The organism is Ilyomonas limi (genome assembly GCF_005233845.1).
Taxonomy (GTDB): domain Bacteria; phylum Bacteroidota; class Bacteroidia; order Chitinophagales; family Chitinophagaceae; genus Ilyomonas; species Ilyomonas limi.
Genome location: NZ_SZQL01000021.1, coordinates 59,475 through 82,267 on the forward strand (window position 1 = coordinate 59,475; position 22,793 = coordinate 82,267).

The window sequence follows — 22,793 nt, forward strand, 5'->3', positions numbered from 1 at the left end:
GCTTAGAAAACCAACTAATCACTATGTACCTCAACTGTAAGACATACTACAGCCTTCGGTTTGGCACGTTCTCAACAGAAGAATTGGTAAACACAGCAGTGGATAAAGGTGTTTCAACTTTAGCATTAACCAATATCAACGGCACATACGACGAATGGGAGTTTTATAAACTATGCTTGGAAGCAGGCATTAAGCCAATACTGGGTGCGGAATTAAGGAATAATGATAAACTGCTTTGTATATTGCTTGCTGCCAACAATTATGGTCTTACCTGCATACATGAATTTCTATCGGAGCACATCATTCCAAATAAACCATTTCCTGAAACGTCGGAAAAACGTCGGGTTTTTACAAATTGCTCAGATGGCTTTATCATTTATCCTTTAGGTGCAAAGCCCCTGGATGAACTATTAGTAAATGAATACATAGGCATTCTGCCATGGGAAACCACCAAACTTATAACGCTTGATTGGAAGAACCATAAAGACAAGTTAGTAGTTCGCCAGCCTGTTACTTTTCAAAACAAAACTTATTTCAACTTACACCGGCTGCTTCGTGCCATTAGCAAGAACTGTTTGCTATCTAAATTGCCAGTAGAAGCACAAGCTTCAGACAAGGAAACCTTTGTGCCGCCAGCTACTATTTTACAGGCTTTCAAAGATTATCCATTTATCATTGTAAATACATACAAGCTAATGGAGGCTTGTAATATTTCCATAGACTTTGAAGAAGACAAAAACAAAAAATGCTTTAGTGCCACCAAAGAAGACGACAGGGTATTATTGTACAAATTAGCACACGATGGCTTTGTAAGAAGGTACGGCAGGCATAACAAAGCAGCATTGGAAAGATTTGAAAAGGAGCTTAAAATCATTAACGATTTAGGTTTTAATGCTTATTTTCTTATCAACAACGACATTGTACAGTATGCCAATGGGAGAGGCTTTTACCATGTAGGACGCGGCAGCGGTGCTAATTCCATAGTAGCCTACTGCCTCGGTATTACAGACGTTGATCCTTTAGAATTGAACCTGTACTTTGAACGGTTCCTAAATCCTGAACGCACCAGCCCGCCCGATTTTGACATAGACTTTAGCTATGCAGACCGCGATGAAATCATGGATTATATTTTTAAAAGGTTTGGCAGGGATCATGTTGCTATATGCGGCTCTTATTCTACCTTCAAGCACGATGCAGCCATACACGAATTAGGCAAAGTGTTCGGATTACCGGAAGAAGAAATCAAAGCACTGCAAAGAGCTATCAACCCCGAAGATAAGATTCAAAAGCTCGTACTGCAATATGCAAATCTGCTTAAAGGCTTCCCCAACATCATGTCCATACATCCTTGCGGTATGCTCATTACGGAAGAAAGAATAAATACCTATACTACTTCTTTTCTACCGCCAAAAGGCTTTACCGGCGTGCAGATGGATATGTTTATTGCGGAGGACATAGGCATTAACAAATTTGATATTCTAAGTCAGCGTGGATTAGGACACATCAAAGAATGTTTGCAGTTAGTCAAAAAAAATAAAGGTGTTGACGTAAACATACATGACTTTGCAACCTTCCGCAATGATGAAAGAATAAAAACGCAAATCCGCGATGCAAATACCATTGGCTGCTTTTACATAGAATCGCCAGCCATGCGTCAGCTACTCAAAAAGCTTCGTTGCGATGATTACATAACTTTAGTTGCAGCCAGCAGCATTATTCGCCCTGGCGTTGCATCTTCTGGCATGATGCGGGAATATATTTACCGCTATCATAACAGAGACAAAATACAATACATACACCCTTTATTTAAAGAGCACCTATCGGAAACTTTCGGCGTTATGGTGTTTCAGGAAGATGTAATAAAAATAGCGCACTACTTTGCCGGTCTTTCGTTGGGAGAAGCGGATATACTACGAAGGGCAATGAGTGGCAAGTATCGCAATCACAACCGCTTCCACCTGATGAAAGCGAAGTTCCTTGACAACTGTAAAGCCATTGGACACCCGGACGAGTTGGCAAATGAAGTGTGGAGGCAAATGGTATCATTTGCAGGCTATAGTTTTAATAAAGCCCATTCTGCAAGTTTTGCTGTAGAAAGTTATATGAGCTTGTATCTGAAGACCCATTATCCAAAGGAATTTATGGTAGCAGTCATTAACAACTTTGGTGGCTTCTATTCAAGAGAACTATACTTTATTGAATTGCTAAAATGTGGCGGCGAAATTGGGGCACCATGCGTAAACTGCAGCTATGAATACACCAACATCAGCGGCAATGAAGTATATGTAGGTTTTATCCACATCAAAGGACTGCAAACTAAATTAGTAGAGACTATTATAGAAGAACGAACAAGCAATGGTCCTTACCTACACCTGCAAGACTTTATAGAGCGTACTAACATTGGGTTAGAACAATTAAATACTTTAATCAGTGTAGGCGCATTCCGCTTTACCGGCAAGTCAAAGAAAAGATTGCTTTGGGAAGCTAATTTTTTACAAAAGAAAAATGTACCGGAGCTACACAAAGGCACGCCATTATTCGGTGATGAACCTTTAGAATTTACTTTGCCCGAACTTATAGACAATCCCTTAGATGATTTATACGACCAGTTAGAAATATTAGGCTTTACCCTTACTAATCCATTTGAGCTTGTTGCAGAAGATGCGGACAAGTACATAAGTGCAAAAGACCTGAAAGACAATGTAGGAAAAATGGTTACCTGCATAGCTTACTTCATTGCACATAAGCACGCTGTTACAAAAAACAATGATATGATGTATTTCGGCTCCTTCTTAGATAAAAATTTAGATTGGATTGATACCGTTCACTTCCCCGATATAGCCGCTAAATATCCTATTCATAATAGCGGTTTTTATAAGATTACCGGCAAGGTAACGGAAGACTTTGGGGTTCACAGCATTGAAGTGTACACTATGTTTAAGGTAGGATATAAGAACCGTAGCTATGTAAACTTAGGTTAATGGTACTATCATCAGCAAGACATATAACGCACATGGATTTAGATACCTTCTTTGTATCGGTGGAATGCTTACGCAATCCCAAGCTCAAAGGCAAACCGGTACTAATTGGTGGCATGAGCGATAGAGGTGTAGTAGCCTCCTGCAGCTATGAAGCAAGAAAGTTCGGTATTCACAGCGGTATGGCAATGAAAATAGCCAAGCGCCTATGCTCTCATGCCCATGTGGTTAAAAGCGACTATGAAGCTTACAGCAAGTATTCCCGTTTGGTTACAGACGTTATAAAAGACAGTGTACCCCTATATGAAAAAGCAAGTATTGACGAGTTCTATATTGATCTTACCGGCATGGATAAATTCTTTGGTTGCCTGAAGTATAGCGATGAACTAAAGAAGAAGATTGTAAAAGAAAGTGGCTTATCTATTTCTTACGCTTTGGCTTCTAACAAGCTGGTAAGCAAAGTTGCAACGAATGAAGTGAAACCTAACGGTCAATTAGAAATTCCATTTGGCAATGAAAAAACATTTCTATCTCCACTAAGCATTATGAAAATACCAGGCATCGGAAAAGAAACAGGTTATAGGCTCTTGAAGATGGGGGTAGAAACGGTAAAGACGTTAAGTGAAATACCTGTGAATATGCTATATAACTTATTAGGTAAATGGGGCATTGAACTGCACCGCAAAGCCAATGGTATAGATGAAACGCCAGTTATTCCTTACCGCGAGCAAAAATCCATTGGCACCGAAGAAACATTTACAACCGACACGATAGATGTAAAACTTTTACATCAGGAGTTGGTTCGCATGACAGAAAAGATTGCTTTTGAACTTCGCTCACAAGAAAAACTAACAGGTTGTGTAGTGGTTAAAATCAGGTACAGCGACTTTCAAACAGAACAAAAGCAAATGACGATTGATTACACCGCTTTTGATGATATTTTAATTCAAAAGGTAAAAGAACTGTTTACGGGCTTATACACCAAAAGGCAGTTAATACGCTTGATAGGTGTTCGCTTTACCGACCTGATTAGCGGCACACACCAGATTGATATGTTTAATGATTCTCAGGAAGCAATAAAACTACATCAAGCAATGGATAGCATTAAAAAGCAATTTGGTCAGCAATACCTAATGCGTGCTTCCGCCTGCATGGATAATAAAAACATTACTCACGCACCAAAACCTTATAAAACCTGAGATTAAACAGCTAATTCCAACGCCGGCAAATCCTCATACATAAACTCTTTGGTAGGTTCCAGTGCTTCCCTGAAACCTTTCTCAATAGAGCAAGCCTGCATTTCTTCCGATGGATATTGTGTAGCAGCTATTTCTAATATTCTTTCTTCACTCAAATCACTAAACAACCACTCATAAGCCAGATCATCATTTAAAATAGCAGGCATTCTTTTCTTGGTATTATGTATTTGCTCCATCAGTTTATTTGCTTTTGTGGTAACAATAGCAAACGATTCCACATACTCACCTGTTTCTTTATCCGTCCACGGTTGCCATATTCCTGCCATATAGAAATAAGACTTATCTTTTAAACTGATATAGTAAGGGTAAGTAATTGCTTTCTTTACCGGCTGACCAGTACGTTTATTAATTGGAAATACATGCCGCCATTCAAAAAATCCGGTAGATAACACAAGACATCTTCTATGCAAGGCTGCATCACGAAATATTTTACCCCCTTTAAGCAGTTCCTCACAAACAGCATTTAGAGTTACCATTGGCGGGCGAAAATTCTTGTCTTTATCATAATAACCATTGCGCATTTGCAGCACGTCGCTACGTGTTTTCATATAATGCGGTATAAAGCCCCACTCCATTTGTACAATGTCAAAATCTTCTTTATCAGGATAACGCTTAAGTACCGCATTCGCACTATAATCAAAACCAATCTGCAAGGGCTTGTTGAGAAAGTCAAAATCTGCAATTGCTTTTTCCAATTGCTTCAATCTGATAAACTCTTCCCTTGTTACTTTTTGTCCATTATAATAGCACATCGTTATTGTTTGGTATTTAAATGTTCAGAAATAAGTTCCCCAATTTCTTCTGCTTCTTTTTGCCGTCCTTCCGGTACAGAAGTCCAGAAATCAGTATAATTATTACGTGTAGCTCTGGTAACAACTAATGGTTTACGGCTATCAGGAAATACAATTCTGAAAACAGTAGTGCCGGCAACAGTATGCTCCTGCACCCTTATCTTACTACCTTTATAATCCAGTTCAAACATAATAGACACAATCAATTGTAATTAAAACGCCATTATACTGAATCAATAAAAATTATTGTGGATTTATTGATGCGGAATTACACTTGTAAACTCCAAAGAATAACCTTAATCCTTAGGGATTAAGCGTAGGAATCTTCATTTATAAATAACCTTAATTCTTAGGGATTAGAAGGATATTTTTCGGATTCCCATTGCTTTACATAAGGCTTTAGGTACACCTGCAGTCCATCTTAAATCGTCCATTTCCCACTGTTTTAAAGACAATTTTTTATACCGTTGTGCCTTTTTAGTCAATATGCCTTTATAGGTTCTTTTACCATTACATGCCTCTTTTTTGATTGCATTTAAGTGCTTGTCTATTCTCCAGTAATTGTCGTTATACTTATTCAGCTTAGAACTTTGTTGACAATCATAATAAAGCCTATTGTTGTAAGATTCCCTGCTTTTAAAAATAGGAGAATCATAAGCCTTATATAATATCCTGCATTTCTTCCCACTTTGCGGACACAAAAAATAAAGCACCTTTCCTTTACCTAAATTACTGTCCACTTCACACAAATACACCTTATAACGGTAGTCAGTTTTAGTGCCATCACTTCTACTTTTCAGAGTATAAATAAGCTCCAAATACATATTCTCCGGCGTATTCAAGTAGCTGCTGATACAAGTTATACTACCTGTAGGATTGTCCCGCTGGTCACACCAGTTCAAACTAAAGTACAACTGACTACCTTTCTTGATGTAGCCCTTCTTAAGCAAGTAAGGCATATCAATTCTTAGGCTTTCATATACTGTCCATGCTCCGGTTGAAGGTCTTCCCATATATTTATGAATAAGCAATATGCCTAATTTACAGAAAATCCCTCACTTCTTAAATTAATTATAATATATTTATGTCAAGAACGCATATTTCTTATATCCTCTCAATTTCAGAAAAACTATACCAGATCTTTAAAGAAACAGCATACCAAACATAAATCCTAACACAATACAAAGCCTTATAATTTCAATGTTAGCAATCTTAACCTCATACTATGACAAATAGACTTTATCCAACTTGGGAACAATTAGCACAACTACATAATCCGTTAACTGTAGGAGAAAAGGCATTTATTACATACTTAGACGCCTATTTACCCAAAGATAATAATTGGAAAAAGGAACATGGATTAGATAACTACAACGGTTGGCTAATTTTCGCACAGCCCTTTCTAAATGGCACAAGACCAGACATAATTATTTTCAATCCTCAGGTCGGAATAGTCATTTATGAAGTTAAAGATTGGAACCTTGATAATTATGAATGGAGAAAAGGAGAAGGACTTTTTGTTAGGGATAGTAGAGGTTTATATCCTGTAAAAAGTCCCATAGACCAGGTTGAATATTATAAAGAAGTACTTATCGGACAGCTTGTTCCAAGTATTGGAGAATCAATAGATAGAAATGAAAAGAACTTTGGTCTCATCAAAACAGGTGTTTATTTTCATAAGGCGTTAACCAATGTTTGCCGGGATAAATTAGGAACAAAAATTAAAGACTATAGATATTTTCCATTTTTTGGTTACGATAGTTTAATTGAAGGCAGGCTTAAGGAAATTGTTCCAGACGTAAATATTACAAGTAGCAGATACTGGAATAAAAAATGGAATGAAGATGTTCTGTTTTGGCTTAATCCACCTTTTCACAGCATAGAACAAGGCACACTATTAAAATTAAAAGGCAACCAAATAAAGTTAGCAGAGCCGAAAAGTGGGCATTACAGGATAAGAGGTGTTGCCGGTAGTGGAAAGACACAAGCGCTGGCATATAGAGCCGGAAAGCTTGCCTCTCAAGGCTATAGCGTATTGATAATTTCTTATAACATTACACTTTGGCATTATATCAAAGATATGATAGCTCGCTCGCCTTTTGCTTTTAGCTGGGCATTATTCACTTTTACTCACTTCCACGGATTTTGCAAAACCAAATTAAATGAGTTCGGCAGAATGTGGCCAAAATCACCTGAGCGAAAAGACTTTACAGATAATGCAGCTTACGAAGCCGCGCTTGAATATTTTTTCAAAGTCACAGTTACAAATACGGTAATAGATGCTATTAAGGGAAAACAATATCAGAGATATGATGCAATACTAATTGATGAAGGACAAGATTATCATTATGAATGGTATTCCATGCTTGATAAGTATTTTCTAAATGTTAGAGATGAAGTAATGATCGTGTGCGATAAAAGGCAAAACATTTTTGACAGAGAACTTGATTGGCTGGATAAACGTGTGACACGCGAAGGACTTGAGAAATTCAAAGACCCTTATATTGATCTCACTATAACTTTCAGATTACCTAAAAAGGTAGCAATGATGTCAAACGAGTTTAGCGAAGTATTTAATCTTAATCAAGAATTGAAAGTTGCTAAGTTTGAAGATACCCCTATATTAGTTCATTCACAGCATATTGTTTGGCTCAATATTCAAGAAACTGAATGGGAGTATTACGTATATAATTCCTTTTTAAGATTAAAGAAAGAAGGATACAGTCCTTCGGATATGGTATTCTTGCTACCTAATCACAAATTAGGCAAATCAGCAGTTAACATATTTCAACAAAAAAGTATTGAAGTAAATCATGTTTTTGAAGAAGATGCAGAAGCGAGATTGCACGTGCATAAAAAAGCGTTCTGGATGGGAGATGGGAGATTGAAAATGTCAACTATACACAGTTTTAAAGGCTGGGAATTATTAAACATTGTTTTATTCATTCCTGAGAAAGCACCTGAAAGTAATAAGAAGCTTGATGCAATTGTTTATACAGCTCTTACCCGGACAAGAGAAAATGTAATTATTCTAAACACCAACAAAAGGTATCACGCATTTGGTAATAAATTTCCGAAAAAATGGAATGAACAATAATTTAAACTCCAATTAGATCAAATGCATATTTCTGGTAACTTATTATACCTTTATTTTCTTGTAAATCTTTCCATCCAATTTCTTCATGACTAATATCAACTAAATCCCAAGATGATGTATTCTTAAATTTACTTATAATTAGATCAATTGTTTCTAATTCAGCTTGCGTATGATACTTTATATCAAATTCTCCGTTTGTTTGAAATAGTTCTCTTCCAGACCCATTGTCTCCTTTTATCCACTTAGAACATATTACACCTTCATTCTCATAAAATGTATAAATATTGTCGTAATAAGTTGGTACAGGTCCATACTGAATAGCTCTATAGGATAAACCAGTTAATGAGAACCCTACTGCCTTATAATGATAAAAATCAACATAAAACAAGAGTTTGTTTAACTTCAATTTATCATTGAATTCAGGCTTACACTTGGAAATAAAGGCTGTTAAGACGTTTGCCAATTTTTCCAAATTTGGTTTTTTATAACCAGTATAATTATTTGCATCGTAATACTGATTAATAGTACAATAAAACGGGCTAAATTCTTTTTCTTTTTGAACTAAATATTCAACTCTCTCTTTTGCTTTTTCATAAGCATTTGGAGTAAATGAATCCTTAGCTTTATGTAATAATGCAAGAAAGACATTTGGATCTGCAATAGTATCTATTAAATTGCCTATTGCAGGTGTAGGAATTTCTCCCTTTTCATAATTACTGTACCCATTCACACCTAAGCCCAAAACCTCACTCATTTTATTTGCAGGCAATTCGTACTTATTTCTAATGGCACAAATATCTTCTATAAAAGGAATGTTATGCTTTTCCCTGTATTGGTTATGAGCTTGAAGTATTGTTATTGTGTCTGTTTCTGTTGTTGTGAATTCTTCCAAACATTTATTGCATTTATAATAATGCGCTACAACCTTAAATGTTTCTTTTCGGTAACTTAATTCCTTATTTTCTTTCCTTATTTCAGCGTTACCGTCACAATATGGACATTCAATTACTTTTTTCATCTCGTTTGTTTTTTATAAGGATAAGTAATTGGTCTTTCAGCTTTATGAAATGACATGCAATCAACCCTTTTATTGGGCAATCCTAAACTTACTTTTATGTAAACCTCTATACCTTTTATACTTACACCAAATTCATAATAATCGGGCTTCGTAAAGTCGTAAGTATCATTTTTAGGTCCATCATAATAATCTTCAACAGTAAGATTTTTTAAATACTCAGTACGCTCAAAAGGAAGTATATCCAACTCAGCTAATGTATTAGTATTTTTATCACGAGGTCTATATGCAACATCAAAAAACCTGATCTTGTCCCGAAGTTGCCTAAGAAACGCTTCCACTTCTTCTTTTGCTGCCATTGGGGACGCAAATTTAGCGCAAGTTCTACACTTTTGTTGACAAAATCAATTTTTTTTTGTTTTTTACAACGAAAAAGTGTATTTACCATACACTGGTGATTTAGAAATTTTGAACCTTTAGCTATACACCCTGAACCTTCTTGATTTAAAATCCAAAATTATTTCCCTGCAAGCTCACGCACATAAGCCCTGATGCAGCCAAATAATTTTGCCTCAACACCCCGCCGCACAAAACATCGCTGCCCTTCCGCACGTTAACCATGCAGCAGCCATGTTTTAGCCAGGCTTCCAACAGCCAAACAGCCGCTCACGCACGAAGGTAACAAGGTCTCTCTCCGGCAGCCGTCCGCAAGCAGATGCGCCAAACCATTGTAGCAGCAGCAATAATGGTTTATATGTCTCTATTGTGGTATTGCTGCAGCTACAATGCCCTTCGGGTGCGCCGCTACGCTCTGCAGTTTTGCACACTGCTTGCAGTTCCTGCTACCTACGTTCGGGCAGCTACTGTGTCCTGCACTGCCACTTCGTTAAATTCCGTTGCTCCGTTCCACTCCATTACACCACGTTCGTAGCCCATACCATTTGTTTCAAGGCATGGCACACTTAACCTGAACACAGCGCCTAAGCACAAGTGATGCACACGCCTTTCCGCAAAGCCAACCCTACAATACTCACTGGGTTCCATTCCGCTACACTACGCGCCTCCATTCACTTCAGTAGCAGCACAGTACACCCGCTGCCAACAATTGTGCTCGCCTTCCGCGCCTGCCCCGGCTTCGGGTTTGTCATTCCTTTTGTAGCCCGATGCACATACGCCCGACCACAAACAAAAACCAATGCCAAACCCTTGCGTATAACGTTGCTGCCTGCCGCAGCTATCGCTGCTTTCTCAGTCAGCACCGGGGCAGGCACTCGCAGCCGTCTTCGTTCCACTCCGGCGGCTTTGACGGCGAAGCCGGCTCACCCTACAGTGCCGTTACTACCGGCACACCTGACGCTTCCTTTTTGCCGCAGGCACTGTTACCTTCCTGCCAAAACACAGTTTGTTTAATTTGGTAAGCTTTATATATAAGGTAGCGCTATGAAAATTGTAATTGACGCCCTTTATTGTATTGTAACATCAATACTTATGTAAATTTGTGTAGTACCTATTACTTTAAATCTAATTTTTGCTAATGAGTTGGTTAAACCAAAGGCAAGGACCTATTAACCATTATAATAAAGATATTCATTTGGGTACGCAACCTGTTCGTGTGATACACCACATGCTAATCTACATGTTTGAGCGTACGAATCCTTATTTTTTCCAAGACTTGATAGAACAAATAAATAACGGCAAATTGAACAATGAGCTAAACTTGATTTTTGGAGAAGAACCAATTAGAATTGGTAATGGTAAATTAAGGACACCCCGCGTTAATCATGAAACGAAAAAAATTGAGTTACACGAAACCTTTTTATCTTACTTGTGGTGTTGTATATATTCCGTGTTTGTCACTTATGTTGAAACTATAGATTACCCAAAAATAAATCATGAAAATGGCAAAGAAATCTACCCTATCAGTCAAGAGAATATAAACAAAGCAAAGGAGGTGTTTAACTACGCAAGATATTTAATTATGAACTTTGAAAGATGGAACAAAGACGAGTTACCTAACCCAGAAGTATATCAAGCGGAAAAAAGGGATTATGTAGAACAAACAAATATTTATTACACAGAAGCTGTAAAATTCATCTTATGCCATGAATTCACACATTTGAAACTTCATGTTGAACAAATTGATAATGAGACTACAGATACTCACTATTTAGCATTTGAGCAAGAAGCAGACAATAATGCTATTGACATGATGAAAAAAGGCATATCCAATTCTAATACTCTATCTGATATAGCACACAATTTAGCTATTGAAATAGGTATTATTTTTGGCATATTATCTATGTTTTTCTTTTATGCCACGACGAAGGGTACTAAGCATCCAAATGACGAAGACAGACTAACAAATGCTCTTGAAAGGTTGGAATTACCCGAAAATCACTACGCTTGGGGTATTGCTTGTGTAGGTCTAAAAATGTGGGATGAGCAGTTTGAACATTACTTCACGTGGCGCAATAATCCAATCTCTTATAAAGACCAATATTATGATATTGTAAGGCAAATCAAAGAATCACAATGATTGATATTTACCGAAGTATTTAATATAATTTGGTTGATACTTTTAAACCTTCGCTCTACAATAATTATTTCTATTCCAATGATAATAAAAGAGTGCAGCTAAGTTAGGCGGCTATCACAGCCCTTAGCTGTATGGCTGCAAAGAAATTCCGCCATAAACACACAAGCCTTCACACAAGGCTATCCTTTATTGCGTTGCTTCTTTGCAGCCCTGCCACGCCGCCTTAAAAGATGCTTTCTTTTTCTTTTTTTCCCTTTTTTCTTTCTCTTTTAAAATATTTTATGCCTGTCCACACAGGCGATTTCACTCCAAAGGCAAACGGACGCAGCACGACACCAATCGCAACCTGTCACAGCACGCAACTATCGTCCGACACTACCGCCCACCTGCTGACCAACTCCGATAGCACGCTCCAAAAAGCCTGCGAGAGCATCCCACTTCCACCGGCTGACAACCGCCACCAGCTTCTGCATAAAGGTGTTTTTTAATAGAGCAAAATTAGCTACGGCAGCCCCACGCGCATGACCTGATGAAAAATCCAAAAGACTACGGCATAAACACAGAACCACCAGCACAGAAGCCTTCTTTTATTCCGTTTCCTTTTGGTTTTTTCGGCTGCCTTCGCTGGCGGATGAAGCTCATAAAAAACTTCACCATTATGCAAAAGCAGCTTCGCATCGTTTCAGCCCGCCGTTTGGCAGTTTGTCCTCTTTGCAGTTCCGTTTTTCCGGTGCCGCCAGTGCCTTCCATCGCTTTCAGCAGGCACTTTCGCAGGCAAGCAGTTTACTGCCGTCCGGCAGCAGGCGTTGCAGTCTACAGCCTCCCTTGCGGCTGGTTTCTCTGGTGCTTTCCATCCGGTCGCCGCCAGCTCTCAGCATTGCCCTTTTAGGGGCTTTGCTGTCTTAGTCTGACGCTACCCCGGACCAAATGCATTCCGTACATAAGCCCACCATAAGGAAAGGATAAACCCACCATGAAGCACCTAAATAGATGAACGAATTAACAGCAATAAAAAAGCCTCTTGAAAAAGAGGCTCGTTACTGGTCGTATTATTAAACGCTTAGAAAATGCTTGCTATTTTCAGCGCATTACCTGAATTGAACAAGTAATACTCTGAATTTACCTGCTGGAAGAACTCAATACCTACACAGAACAACACACTTGCATCTGCAGTAAGTGTAGGAGATCCCGGCAGGGTGGCTGTTACTACCGTTGAAGTAGCGATGGCAGCACTTAAATCCAGATAGCCGGAATAAGCAACGTATGAAAGCTCATTATTGGCTGCATCAATCGGCTCATAGCTGCCGGTCTGGTCATTGTACTCAAAATCAGAAATACAAGCCAGTGCCACAATCAACCGGAAATGCGTTGCACCTGCTGGTGCATTCACCAGGTTGGCAGGATTGAAAGCCGCTACCGTCAAAGTACCGCTATCGCGTGCCGGCGTATTGTTCAGGGTGTAAGGAGCCGTAAACACCCCTTCCAAACTCACGTTGCGGTCAAATGCAAAGCCCGTTAAATACTGGCGCTCCTGGGAAATCAGGATAGCACGGCGACCTCTTTTTTCCGTTTCGTCCTCAATGTTGATTTTCTTGATAATGCCGGTAAGCCTGCCGGTCATTTGCGGGTCGCTCATTTGCTTTATCACCTGGCTCAGACCGGTGCGGATAGATTTACCGGCAGTAGCACAACCACCAAACTCATTCATGTTTTCGCGCGTGCGCTCAAACTCCGGTGCCGTTAAAATCTGATCGCCTGAAGGTCCGCCCACCATACCCGCAAAATCGCCGGACAGTCCTTTTATTTTAAAATGTCTCACTCCGCCCATAGTACCGGAGTATCTCGTTAAGCCTGTTTGCCTTGCCATTTTACTTGCTTTTAATATGAATTGTTTATAAAAAGATGTACCTTCCAAATTTATCAACAATACATTGAAAGCCAATATTTTAAGCAAAGCAATCTAATGCAATTCACAGCATACGCACCGCAAATTATTAAAACACATCAGCACATTACCAAAATCGTTGATGGAGATGGCTTCTTCGTTTGTGATATGTTTGGAAATAACAAAACAGAAATTCGCTTGCTGGGTATAGATGCACCTGAAATAAAAAAGTGCAGAAAGTTATTACAGGACGAAAGAGAGGCGCATTTACCTGGGCAGCTACTCATGGAGCTTGGCAGAATTTCAATGCAATATTTGGCTTCTATTGCGCCAATAGATACAATAGTTAGCTTACTGATAGAAAAGCAAAACAGCGTTGATTTGTATGGAAGAACTTTAGCTTATGCAATCCGGCCAGATGGAAGCTGCTTAAACGAATTAATGATCAATGCAGGCTATGCAAAAGCATTCGGAAAATACTTTTGTCATGTTTTACCCGAATACCAACGCTTAAACATGATAGCAATGCAAGAAAAAAGAGGTCATTACAGTCGGGTAAACAGCTTTTAGCGATTGTTTACCCTATGTTTACCCCAAAAAGAAAAACGCTTTGCAACTTGTTGATTTACAAAGCGTTTTTACATTACTAAGTGACCCCGCAGAGACTCGAACTCTGGGCCCGCTGATTAAGAGTCAGCTGCTCTACCAACTGAGCTACGGAGTCTTAGTGCTCTTGGCATTAAGGGCGGCAAAAATACTGGAAACTGTTTTATCACCCAAGTCACTTTTGCATAATCTTACAAATTCATTCACTACCGTATGCCTATACCTTTTCGTATATTAGTACGATTATTGAATGCAAATGAAAACAGCTTACATTTTATTGATCGTTGCAGCGTTGTACGTCACATGCACAAGCTGCTCACAACAACCCCCAAATACACAGATTATGAATCATACAAACAATCCTGTTTTCTCAAAAACAGATACCGGCAAAGTGGCGCTGAGCAATGATGAATGGAAAAAGATACTCTCGCCCGAAGTATATCATATTGCCCGCGAGAAAGGTACAGAGCGTCCTTACTCCAGCAAATACGAAGAGTTTAACGATATAGGTACATACTACTGCGCGGTATGCGGCAATGCATTATTCCGCAGCGATACCAAGTTTGAAAGTGGCTGCGGCTGGCCCAGTTTTTACGAGCCTATCAGCAAAAGCTCCGTTATTTACGAAGCTGATAACAGCTATGGTATGCGCCGCACTGAAGTGATGTGCGGGCGTTGTAAATCGCATTTAGGCCATGTGTTTGATGACGGGCCAAAGCCAACTGGTTTGCGCTATTGCATTAATGGCGTGGTGCTCGATTTTGAAAAGGCAAAAGAAGCGGAGAAAAAGTACGATGCAGAACATCCGCAGTCGTAAGTTTACTTTGAACTGAAGGAAAGGGCATACCGATTTGGTATGTCCTTTTTTATTTTTACCGCAAAGATGCGAAGGTGCGAGGTTGATTTGTTTGATACCTTTTTCAGTTTAATAGCCCGCAATGGATGTAGTGGATATCAGGATATTTTTATACCAGGCTATTAAACTGAAAAAGGTAGAATATGCTTCGCATCTTTGCGGTTACACATGCCCTGTTTTTCATGTGCAAATGGCTTTCGTTTTTGTGTATAACTTTTATTTTCTGTGCATTTGCGCTTTACATTTTTGGTGATAAAAAAGAAGCTTCAAAAAGTTTGTTTTGTTCGCTTTTGTTATCATTTTCGTTGGCTCTTATCCATTCTTTTTGCTAAAATGCTTAGTTTTTGCTTAGCTTTATGGAGAAGAAAGCCAACAACATTTTACACCAACTAAAACATTCGCTGTGGACTTCAACCTTAATAAAGACCGTAAGAACAGAAGAAAGCCTTCTATTGATGTAAGCTCGATGTTATATGGCAAAGTGCCGCCGCAAGCCAAAGAACTAGAAGAAGCGGTGCTCGGCGCCATCATGCTCGAGAAAACAGCATTCGATACCGTCATCGAAATTTTAAAGCCGGAATGTTTTTATATAGATGCACATCAGCGTATTTACCGGTCTTTTAAAACACTGGCAGATAAATCTATGCCGATAGATCTGCTCACAGTGGTGGAAGAATTGAAGATAAAAGAAGAGCTGGACATGGTGGGTGGGCCTTATTACATTACCAAGCTTACCAATGCGGTAGTTTCCAGCGCCAATATCGAAACACACGCCCGCATTGTATTACAGAAATTTATTCAGCGCGAACTGATACGCATTAGTGGCGAAATTATTGGCGATGCATATGAAGACAGCACCGATGTATTTGACCTGATGGATGATGCGGAAGGCAAAATATTTGAAATCACCAACAACTTCTTAAAGACCGACTACCAGGAAATGAGTAGCGCACTCGCACAAGCTATTAACCGCATAGACGAACTGCGCACCAAAACAGATGATATTTCCGGTGTGCCGAGTGGCTTTCCATCGCTCGACCGCGTTACGTTTGGCTGGCAAAAAACCGACCTTATTATTCTCGCTGCGCGCCCTGCAGTGGGTAAAACTGCTTTTGCGCTCAACCTCGCACGCAATGCAGCACTCAGTCCTACCAAGCCCACGCCGGTTGCCCTTTTTTCTTTAGAAATGAGTGCTGCGCAATTGGTGCAGCGTATCCTCTCTGCCGAGAGCGAGATTATGCTCGAAAAAATTTCACGCGGCAAACTCGAAGATTACGAGTACCAGCAATTGCACGCCAAAGGCATTAAACGCCTTGAACAAGCGCCTATTTTTATAGACGATACGGCTGCACTCAACATTTTTGAGTTTCGTGCAAAAGCCCGCCGTTTGGTGCACAAGCACAAGGTAGGATTGATCATTATAGACTATTTGCAGCTCATGAGTGGCAGCAGCGACCGTAATGGCAACCGCGAGCAGGAAATCAGTACCATCTCGCGTAACCTGAAGGCATTGGCAAAAGAGTTAAATGTACCTATTTTGGCGCTTAGCCAGTTGAGCCGTGCCGTGGAAACCCGCAAAGAAAGCAAGATGCCCCAATTAAGTGACTTGCGTGAATCGGGTGCGATTGAGCAGGATGCCGATATGGTCATGTTTATTTATCGCCCCGAATATTATGAGCAAATGTCTAACGAAAACGGCGAGAGCACGCGCGGCGAAACGCACATCCGCATTGCAAAGCACCGTAATGGTTCGCTCGAAACAATTAAGTTGCGTGCCCTGCTGCACATCCAGAAGTTTGAAGAGTGGGACGAAGGCAACAACTTTGGTGGCGGCTTCTCCGGAGGCGGCAATTGGAAACCGGTTGCACCATCGCCGGCAGATGGCGGTAATAACGGTAACGAAGCCGGCGGACGTTTCTTTATTCAAAAAGGCAGCAAAATGAATAATGGTGAGTTTGATGAAGGCTTTGAAGGAGCTGATCCCTTTTAGAGAAAACAGGTATTTGTGTGATAAGTTTGTAGTTATAATTCAATATAATAAAGACATTCAGCCACGTAAAACATGGCTTTTCTTTTAGAGACGAATTGATGCGCTACCATGAACCTGTGGTGTAGCTGATAATGCTATAAGCGCTGTTACTCACCGTAATACCTGTGCAATATCAGGCAGGGCTTGCAGCCTTTCAGTATAATCAGTCTTAATGCTCAGTAAAACCATGACTATTCACCAACTCAATTATGGTGCCTTAATCTTATATATTTTTGCATCCATTCACTTCATCCATAAATCACATACTTTCTTGACTCAGTTGCCTTATTTTTACGAGCCAAACATCACTTCTACCAACACTTCTTTTGTTCTAAGCGAAGACACCAGCCGCCACTGCGTGCAGGTATTGCGTATGCAGGCAGGCGAGCAGTTGCAACTTACCGATGGTACGGGTAATACATACACCGCCGCCATTACTAAAGCCGATAAAAAGCATTGTGAAGTAAGAATACAAGATACAAGGTTCAAGGGGCAAGTTACAAGGAGGGTATGTATTGCCATTTCACTGTTGAAAAATGCCAGTCGCTTTGAATGGTTTTTAGAAAAAGCAACCGAAATGGGCGTACAGGAAATTATTCCCCTTCTGTGCGGGCGTACCGAACGCCAGCACTTCCGCTACGACCGGATGCAAAGCATTACCATAGCCGCCATGTTGCAAAGTCAGCAATGCTGGCTGCCTCAATTGCATCAGCCAACGCCTTTGCAACAGGTAATTGTTAAAAATGATTATACCGATAAACGCATTGCACATTGCATAGCAGAAGAAGATAAGAGATTCATCAATGACTTTCCCGTACAAAATGATGTGCAAATACTTATTGGCCCTGAAGGCGATTTTACCAGCAAGGAAATTGAACTGGCATTACAGCACGGCTACCTGCCGGTAAGTCTTGGCAATACACGGCTGCGCACCGAAACGGCAGGTGTGCTGGCATCGGCTTTGCTTATGTATTCGCATTAAAATAATAAATAACACATGAGGAAAAGTTTTGTAGCTGTTTTAACCCTGTTTTTGCTGTTTTTATTTGCCTGTAAAAATGGGACACAACAGAAAAAGGAAGTGGAAATTGATAAGTCTATTACCCCTACCAATGCTTTTAACAATCTCTTTTTAGACAGTAATAAAATAAAGGATTTTTTAGCCAATCATCCTGAGTACAGTGCTTTTGGACAGCAATACCAGGATTTTTATAAACAAAGGAATTATGAATATGCCTGGTTTGATACCAGTGGGATAGGCGAGCAGGCAGTCAACTTTGTAAACCTGCTAAACAGTACCATTGTTGACCTGAACGATAGCAGCCTGTACAACAAAAAAATGATGGGTTTATATAATACATTTTTAACCGATTCCACGGTGCATGAAAGAAAGTCATCGCTGGAAACAGAGTTATATCTTACGGGGCAGTTCTTTAAATATGTGGCCAAAGTGTATAACGGCAGCGATTTGGATGCCGAAGAATTGGGTTGGTTTATACCGCGCAAAAAGGTAGATCTTACAGCCATGCTTGATTCCACTATTGCCAACAAAGGCAAAGATGAAGACAGAGTTTTGCCCCTGAATAAACAGTATAAAAAATTGCAGACTGCGCTTACAAAGTATTACAATATAAAAAGCAAGACCACCTGGGATTCTATTCCGGTGCCAGCCAAAAACTATAAAACGGGTGATTCCGCCGCCGCTATTGCGCTGATAAAAAAACGTCTGCAATTATTGGGGGATATGCCGGAAGAAGATACAACCGGCATATATACCGATGACTTAAAAGCTGCCGTACAATCTTTTCAAAGTCGTATGGGGTTGCCTGCAACAGGTATTATTAACGCATCCACCATGCGGGAGCTGAACTACCCGATAGAAGGTCGCATCAAGCAAATACTCATCAACCTGGAGCGCGACCGCTGGATGCCTGCTGAAACAGATTCGAGCTATATTATGGTCAATATTCCGGAGTATAAACTACATGTATATGACGGCGGTAAACTGCAGTTTAGTATGAACGTGATTGTGGGTAAAGCAGGCACCGGTACGGTTATTTTTACCGGCAAGCTTAAGTATATTGTGTTTAGCCCGTACTGGAATGTGCCGAAGAGCATTGTGGAAAAAGAAATTGTTCCCGGCATGGAGCGCAACCCTTACTATTTAGCCGACCACAACATGGAAATAACCGGGCAGGATGATGGCTTGCCGGTAGTACGCCAACTGCCCGGTGATGATAACTCGCTGGGGCATGTAAAATTCCTTTTTCCCAACAGCTATGATATTTACCTGCACGATACACCCAACCGTGATCTTTTCTCTGCTACCAACCGCAGTTTTAGTCACGGCTGCATACGCATACAATATCCCGCAAAAATGGCGCAGTACCTGCTAAGAGATAATCCTGAATGGACACCGGAAAAAATAGATAGCTGTATGAACCTGCCGGAAGAAAAGTGGGTAACGCTCGATAAGCCCGTGCGTGTGTACATTGGCTATTTTACTGCATGGATAGATCAGGATGGTGAGGTTAACTTTCGTAAGGATATTTACGGGCATGATGCAAAGATGGCAGATAAGCTGTTTGCAAATAATCAGGCATCCAATCAGGAGTTTACTACTGTTGAAAAAAAATGATGATTGTATTGATCTGAAGGCTGATTATACTGATGAAAGATAACTTGCCGAGTTTTAAGCTTTACTAAAAAGTAAGTTTGATGTGGTTGCCGATCATCAGTATAATCATTATAAAAAAATCACTATGCCAATTCTTTCACTACATTAAAGATGGTTTTAGCCTTACCGAGTGTATAATAATGTAGCACCGGCACACCAAACTCCTTTAATTCTTTGCATTGCTGTATCAGCCATTCCACACCCACTTTTTCGCAGTCTTCATCGTTCTTGCAGCGCAGTATTTCTTCTGATAATTCGTTAGGAATATCTACATGAAAAATGCGCGGCAGCACGCTCAATTGTTTTCTGGTAGTGATGGGCTTTAAGCCTGGAATAATAGGTACGTTGATACCCATAGCACGGCAGGCTTTTACAAAATCATAGAATTTTTTATTATCAAAAAACATTTGCGTCATAATGTAATTGGCGCCGGTGTCTATCTTTTCTTTTAATCGTTTCATATCCACTTCGAGGTTTGGCGCCTCAAAATGTTTCTCGGGATAGCCGGCTACACCAATGCAAAAATCGGTTTTGCCACCATCGCGTATATCTTCGTCTATATAAATACCATTGTTGAGGTTTACTACCTGTTTCAGCAGGTCCAGACCATAGCGGTGTCCATCGGGTTCAGGTTCAAAAAAGGCCTCATTTTTAGGTGCATCGCCACGCAGTACCAGCACATTATCAATGCCCAAAAAGTTCAGGTCTATCAGCGCATCTTCTGTTTCGCGGCGGGTAAAGCCGCCACAAATGATATGCGGAACGGCATCTATATGGTAATAGTTCATAATGGCGGCGCAAATGCCTACGGTGCCGGGGCGCTTGCGCACTTCTACTTTTTCAAAAGAACCATCTTTCTTTTTCTTAAACATGCTTTCTGCACGGTGGTACGTAACGTTTATCCAGGATGGCTTAAACTCCATCAGCGGATCGAGATGGTCGTATATAGACGTAATGCTTCTGCCTTTTAACGGTGGCAACACCTCAAAAGAAATCAATGTATCGGTTGCCTGCTGAATATGATCGGTAATCTTCATTTACAAAAAATTGTTGCAAGATAGGGGATAGAACACGAATTTTTAAACACGAATGAAATCTAATTACAAGAATTGCACGAATTGTTTGTAACACAGATGGCACAGATTCTTACGCACATATTTTTTGGGATTTTCTTAATGTAGCATGTAAGTATATTTTATTTATTAATTTAATTGGTAGCATTTATCAGTACAATCATTATCCTACATGTTATTATTAACAAAAAATCCAATTAATCCGTGCATGAAATCCACTTCATCCGTGTGCTATACGTGTGCTATAAACTACTTTTGCGTAAAGTAAATTTCCATTGAGTCTTACCATACACACGCAGGAACTTGTAAAGATTTATAAAAACCGCACGGTTGTTAATCATGTATCCATTAATGTACAGCAAGGTGAAATTGTAGGTTTGCTGGGGCCAAACGGCGCCGGTAAAACCACTACCTTTTATATGGTGGTTGGCCTGATAAAGCCCGATGAAGGCAATGTATTTTTAAACGATACCAATATTACCAAATTGCCCATGTATAAGCGGGCTAAGATGGGTATTGGCTACCTGCCCCAGGAAGCATCGGTGTTTCGTAAGCTGAGTGTACAAGACAATATATTGGCAGTGTTGGAAATGACGAACATGACAAAGGCAGAACGCCACCATAAACTGGATGAATTATTGGATGAATTTAACCTTAATCATGTGCGTAAGAATAATGGCGACAGCCTCAGTGGCGGCGAGCGCCGCCGTACAGAGATTGCGCGTGCATTAGCCGTTGATCCAAAATTTATTTTGCTGGACGAGCCATTTGCGGGCGTAGATCCAATTGCAGTGGAAGATATTCAAAGCGTAGTTGCGCGGTTAAAATATAAAAACATTGGCATCCTTATTACCGACCATAATGTAAATGAAACGCTTTCTATTTGCGACCGTGCTTACCTGCTGATAGAAGGCAGCATTTTTAAGCATGGTACTGCGGAAGAACTAGCTGGTAACGAAACGGTGCGCAAGCTGTACCTTGGTACCAACTTCGAGCTGAAGCGTAAAGACTGGATTATAGAAATGGGTAAAAAAGGTGGTGTGGATGTGCTGCCTTAAGCATCTGCAAAGTGCTGCTTTTATATTTAAAGAATGAGCTGTAGTAATCTTCTTGCCTTCTTATTTTATGATACAAGTTGGTCAATACAATACACTTAAAGTAATCCGTAAAACAGATTTTGGCTTTTACCTGGATGATGAAGGCGATGGTATTTTATTGCCTAAACGCTTTGCACCTGCACGGATAAAAGTTGGTGAAGAAATAAAAGTGTTTGTATATCACGATTCAGACAACCGCCTTATTGCTACTACACAACAGCCAAAGGGTGTGGTGGGTGATATTGTAAAACTGGAAGTAGTAGCTGTTACACACCAAGGTGCTTTTATGGATTGGGGGCTGATGAAAGATATTTTTGTGCCCAAATCTCAGCAGGCTTCCTTCATGCGCAAGGGCGGTGAATACCTCGTAAAAATTTATATTGATGCACAAACCGGCCGGGTAGCTGCAACAGAAAGAATAGAACAACAACTCAGTAATGAACAGTTAACTGTAAAGGAAAAAGACAGCGTAGAACTGATTGTTTTTCGCAAAACGGAGATTGGCTATGCCGTTATTATCAACGGTGTGCATACCGGCATGTTGTACTATGGCGATGTATTTACAGATGTAGAGATAGGGGATCACCTGCCCGGATATATAAAAAAGATACGACCGGATAACAAGATAGATGTAATGCCCGGTAAACCTGGCTACCAGAAAGTAGAAGGCGAAACCGAAAAGATATTACGGTTGTTACAGGAAAATGGTGGCTTTTTGCCTTACCACGACAAGTCGGACCCGGATGATATTTACAAGGTATTTGGCATGAGCAAAAAGACTTTTAAAATGACGATTGGTGCGTTGTATAAGCAACAAAAAATTTCGTTTGTGGATGGTGGAATAAAGCTGTTGAACCGCTAAGGTGCTAAGAGGTATTTATAATAATTCTTTGC

At 40.0% G+C, this 22,793-nt stretch carries 20 protein-coding genes and 1 tRNA gene; 12 read left to right on the plus strand and 9 right to left on the minus strand.

The window, feature by feature from the left end; genetic code table 11:
• Positions 1-23 precede the first annotated feature (23 nt).
• Positions 24-2,981, plus strand: a complete 2,958-nt coding sequence (locus tag FC093_RS20165) for a DNA polymerase III subunit alpha (RefSeq protein ID WP_137263623.1) — start codon at positions 24-26, stop codon at positions 2,979-2,981.
• A complete protein-coding gene (gene dinB / locus FC093_RS20170; RefSeq protein WP_137263624.1) occupies positions 2,981-4,177 on the plus strand; it encodes a DNA polymerase IV in 1,197 nt (398 codons plus the stop codon). Before FC093_RS20165 ends, dinB begins: the two co-directional genes overlap by 1 nt.
• Before the next feature lie 2 nt (positions 4,178-4,179).
• Here dinB and FC093_RS20175 read toward each other — a convergent pair whose 3' ends face one another.
• The 3 genes from FC093_RS20175 to FC093_RS20185 all read right to left on the minus strand — a co-directional run bounded on the left by FC093_RS20175 (position 4,180) and on the right by FC093_RS20185 (position 6,059).
• Entirely contained in the window at positions 4,180-4,989 is an 810-nt protein-coding gene (locus FC093_RS20175; protein ID WP_137263625.1) for an SOS response-associated peptidase, read from the minus strand.
• Positions 4,990-4,991: 2 nt separating this feature from the next.
• The gene (locus tag FC093_RS20180) at positions 4,992-5,228 is read right to left on the minus strand and encodes a hypothetical protein (protein ID WP_137263626.1); all 237 of its coding nucleotides are present in this window, start codon (positions 5,226-5,228) and stop codon (positions 4,992-4,994) included.
• 156 nt (positions 5,229-5,384) lie between these two features.
• On the minus strand, positions 5,385-6,059 hold the full coding sequence (locus tag FC093_RS20185) for a hypothetical protein (protein ID WP_137263627.1): 675 nt from the start codon (positions 6,057-6,059) through the stop codon (positions 5,385-5,387).
• Positions 6,060-6,253: 194 nt separating this feature from the next.
• Between FC093_RS20185 and FC093_RS20190 the strand changes: the two genes are divergently transcribed.
• Positions 6,254-8,125: an NERD domain-containing protein gene (locus FC093_RS20190; RefSeq protein ID WP_137263628.1), complete on the plus strand. Its 1,872-nt coding sequence runs from the start codon at positions 6,254-6,256 to the stop codon at positions 8,123-8,125.
• 1 nt (position 8,126) lies between these two features.
• Here FC093_RS20190 and FC093_RS20195 read toward each other — a convergent pair whose 3' ends face one another.
• Together FC093_RS20195 and FC093_RS20200 are read right to left on the minus strand one after the other, a co-directional pair.
• Positions 8,127-9,143, minus strand: coding sequence for a type II TA system antitoxin MqsA family protein (locus FC093_RS20195; protein ID WP_137263629.1), 1,017 nt, complete (start codon positions 9,141-9,143; stop codon positions 8,127-8,129).
• Positions 9,140-9,499 carry a toxin gene (locus tag FC093_RS20200; protein WP_137263630.1) on the minus strand — a complete coding sequence of 120 codons (360 nt, stop codon included), beginning with the start codon at positions 9,497-9,499 and terminating at the stop codon, positions 9,140-9,142. Before FC093_RS20200 ends, FC093_RS20195 begins: the two co-directional genes overlap by 4 nt.
• An 804-nt stretch (positions 9,500-10,303) precedes the next feature.
• Between FC093_RS20200 and FC093_RS20205 the strand changes: the two genes are divergently transcribed.
• Both FC093_RS20205 and FC093_RS20210 read left to right on the plus strand, forming a co-directional pair.
• Complete coding sequence (locus tag FC093_RS20205) at positions 10,304-10,558, plus strand: hypothetical protein (RefSeq protein ID WP_137263631.1); 255 nt, start codon at positions 10,304-10,306, stop codon at positions 10,556-10,558.
• Between the two features lie 116 nt (positions 10,559-10,674).
• Complete coding sequence (locus tag FC093_RS20210) at positions 10,675-11,676, plus strand: phage exclusion protein Lit family protein (protein WP_137263632.1); 1,002 nt, start codon at positions 10,675-10,677, stop codon at positions 11,674-11,676.
• 755 nt (positions 11,677-12,431) lie between these two features.
• On the opposite strand, the gene FC093_RS24435 is transcribed toward FC093_RS20210, so the two are convergent.
• Positions 12,432-12,554 carry a hypothetical protein gene (locus FC093_RS24435; RefSeq protein ID WP_262711038.1) on the minus strand — a complete coding sequence of 41 codons (123 nt, stop codon included), beginning with the start codon at positions 12,552-12,554 and terminating at the stop codon, positions 12,432-12,434.
• Between the two features lie 182 nt (positions 12,555-12,736).
• Complete coding sequence (locus FC093_RS20215) at positions 12,737-13,543, minus strand: hypothetical protein (protein ID WP_137263633.1); 807 nt, start codon at positions 13,541-13,543, stop codon at positions 12,737-12,739.
• 21 nt (positions 13,544-13,564) lie between these two features.
• Between FC093_RS20215 and FC093_RS20220 the strand changes: the two genes are divergently transcribed.
• On the plus strand, positions 13,565-14,131 hold the full coding sequence (locus tag FC093_RS20220) for a thermonuclease family protein (protein WP_137263634.1): 567 nt from the start codon (positions 13,565-13,567) through the stop codon (positions 14,129-14,131).
• Positions 14,132-14,212: 81 nt separating this feature from the next.
• On the opposite strand, the gene FC093_RS20225 is transcribed toward FC093_RS20220, so the two are convergent.
• Positions 14,213-14,285 (minus strand) — tRNA-Lys (locus tag FC093_RS20225).
• A gap of 225 nt (positions 14,286-14,510) precedes the next feature.
• Between FC093_RS20225 and msrB the strand changes: the two genes are divergently transcribed.
• The 4 genes from msrB (at position 14,511) to FC093_RS20245 (ending at position 19,690) form a co-directional block, all read left to right on the plus strand.
• Positions 14,511-14,984 (plus strand): peptide-methionine (R)-S-oxide reductase MsrB, encoded by a 474-nt coding sequence (gene msrB, locus FC093_RS20230; protein WP_240743381.1) that lies wholly within the window; start codon positions 14,511-14,513, stop codon positions 14,982-14,984.
• 442 nt (positions 14,985-15,426) lie between these two features.
• Positions 15,427-17,013 carry a replicative DNA helicase gene (gene dnaB / locus FC093_RS20235; protein WP_170971166.1) on the plus strand — a complete coding sequence of 529 codons (1,587 nt, stop codon included), beginning with the start codon at positions 15,427-15,429 and terminating at the stop codon, positions 17,011-17,013.
• Positions 17,014-17,224: 211 nt separating this feature from the next.
• Positions 17,225-18,034, plus strand: coding sequence for an RsmE family RNA methyltransferase (locus tag FC093_RS20240; protein ID WP_240743382.1), 810 nt, complete (start codon positions 17,225-17,227; stop codon positions 18,032-18,034).
• A 15-nt stretch (positions 18,035-18,049) separates the two neighbouring features.
• Positions 18,050-19,690, plus strand: a complete 1,641-nt coding sequence (locus tag FC093_RS20245) for a L,D-transpeptidase family protein (protein ID WP_137263636.1) — start codon at positions 18,050-18,052, stop codon at positions 19,688-19,690.
• Between the two features lie 122 nt (positions 19,691-19,812).
• Here the strand turns inward: FC093_RS20245 and metF are convergent, their stop codons facing one another.
• Positions 19,813-20,766 carry a methylenetetrahydrofolate reductase [NAD(P)H] gene (gene metF / locus FC093_RS20250; protein WP_137263637.1) on the minus strand — a complete coding sequence of 318 codons (954 nt, stop codon included), beginning with the start codon at positions 20,764-20,766 and terminating at the stop codon, positions 19,813-19,815.
• 311 nt (positions 20,767-21,077) lie between these two features.
• Between metF and lptB the strand changes: the two genes are divergently transcribed.
• Positions 21,078-21,860 carry an LPS export ABC transporter ATP-binding protein gene (lptB, locus tag FC093_RS20255; protein WP_137263638.1) on the plus strand — a complete coding sequence of 261 codons (783 nt, stop codon included), beginning with the start codon at positions 21,078-21,080 and terminating at the stop codon, positions 21,858-21,860.
• A gap of 67 nt (positions 21,861-21,927) precedes the next feature.
• Positions 21,928-22,761 carry a CvfB family protein gene (locus FC093_RS20260; RefSeq protein ID WP_137263639.1) on the plus strand — a complete coding sequence of 278 codons (834 nt, stop codon included), beginning with the start codon at positions 21,928-21,930 and terminating at the stop codon, positions 22,759-22,761.
• The last annotated feature ends 32 nt before the right edge of the window (positions 22,762-22,793 follow it).

Bases quoted from the DNA above. Each gene is read 5' to 3' on its own strand.
- FC093_RS20165 (WP_137263623.1), top strand. From the start codon at position 24: ATGTACCTCAACTGTAAGACATACTACAGCCTTCGGTTTGGCACGTTC.
- dinB (WP_137263624.1), top strand. From the start codon at position 2,981: ATGGTACTATCATCAGCAAGACATATAACGCACATGGATTTAGATACC.
- FC093_RS20175 (WP_137263625.1), bottom strand. From the start codon at position 4,989: ATGTGCTATTATAATGGACAAAAAGTAACAAGGGAAGAGTTTATCAGA.
- FC093_RS20190 (WP_137263628.1), top strand. From the start codon at position 6,254: ATGACAAATAGACTTTATCCAACTTGGGAACAATTAGCACAACTACAT.
- FC093_RS20195 (WP_137263629.1), bottom strand. From the start codon at position 9,143: ATGAAAAAAGTAATTGAATGTCCATATTGTGACGGTAACGCTGAAATA.
- FC093_RS20200 (WP_137263630.1), bottom strand. From the start codon at position 9,499: ATGGCAGCAAAAGAAGAAGTGGAAGCGTTTCTTAGGCAACTTCGGGAC.
- FC093_RS20205 (WP_137263631.1), top strand. From the start codon at position 10,304: ATGCACATACGCCCGACCACAAACAAAAACCAATGCCAAACCCTTGCG.
- FC093_RS20210 (WP_137263632.1), top strand. From the start codon at position 10,675: ATGAGTTGGTTAAACCAAAGGCAAGGACCTATTAACCATTATAATAAA.
- FC093_RS24435 (WP_262711038.1), bottom strand. From the start codon at position 12,554: ATGCTGAGAGCTGGCGGCGACCGGATGGAAAGCACCAGAGAAACCAGC.
- FC093_RS20215 (WP_137263633.1), bottom strand. From the start codon at position 13,543: ATGGCAAGGCAAACAGGCTTAACGAGATACTCCGGTACTATGGGCGGA.
- msrB (WP_240743381.1), top strand. From the start codon at position 14,511: ATGAATCATACAAACAATCCTGTTTTCTCAAAAACAGATACCGGCAAA.
- FC093_RS20240 (WP_240743382.1), top strand. From the start codon at position 17,225: ATGCTCAGTAAAACCATGACTATTCACCAACTCAATTATGGTGCCTTA.
- FC093_RS20245 (WP_137263636.1), top strand. From the start codon at position 18,050: ATGAGGAAAAGTTTTGTAGCTGTTTTAACCCTGTTTTTGCTGTTTTTA.
- metF (WP_137263637.1), bottom strand. From the start codon at position 20,766: ATGAAGATTACCGATCATATTCAGCAGGCAACCGATACATTGATTTCT.
- FC093_RS20260 (WP_137263639.1), top strand. From the start codon at position 21,928: ATGATACAAGTTGGTCAATACAATACACTTAAAGTAATCCGTAAAACA.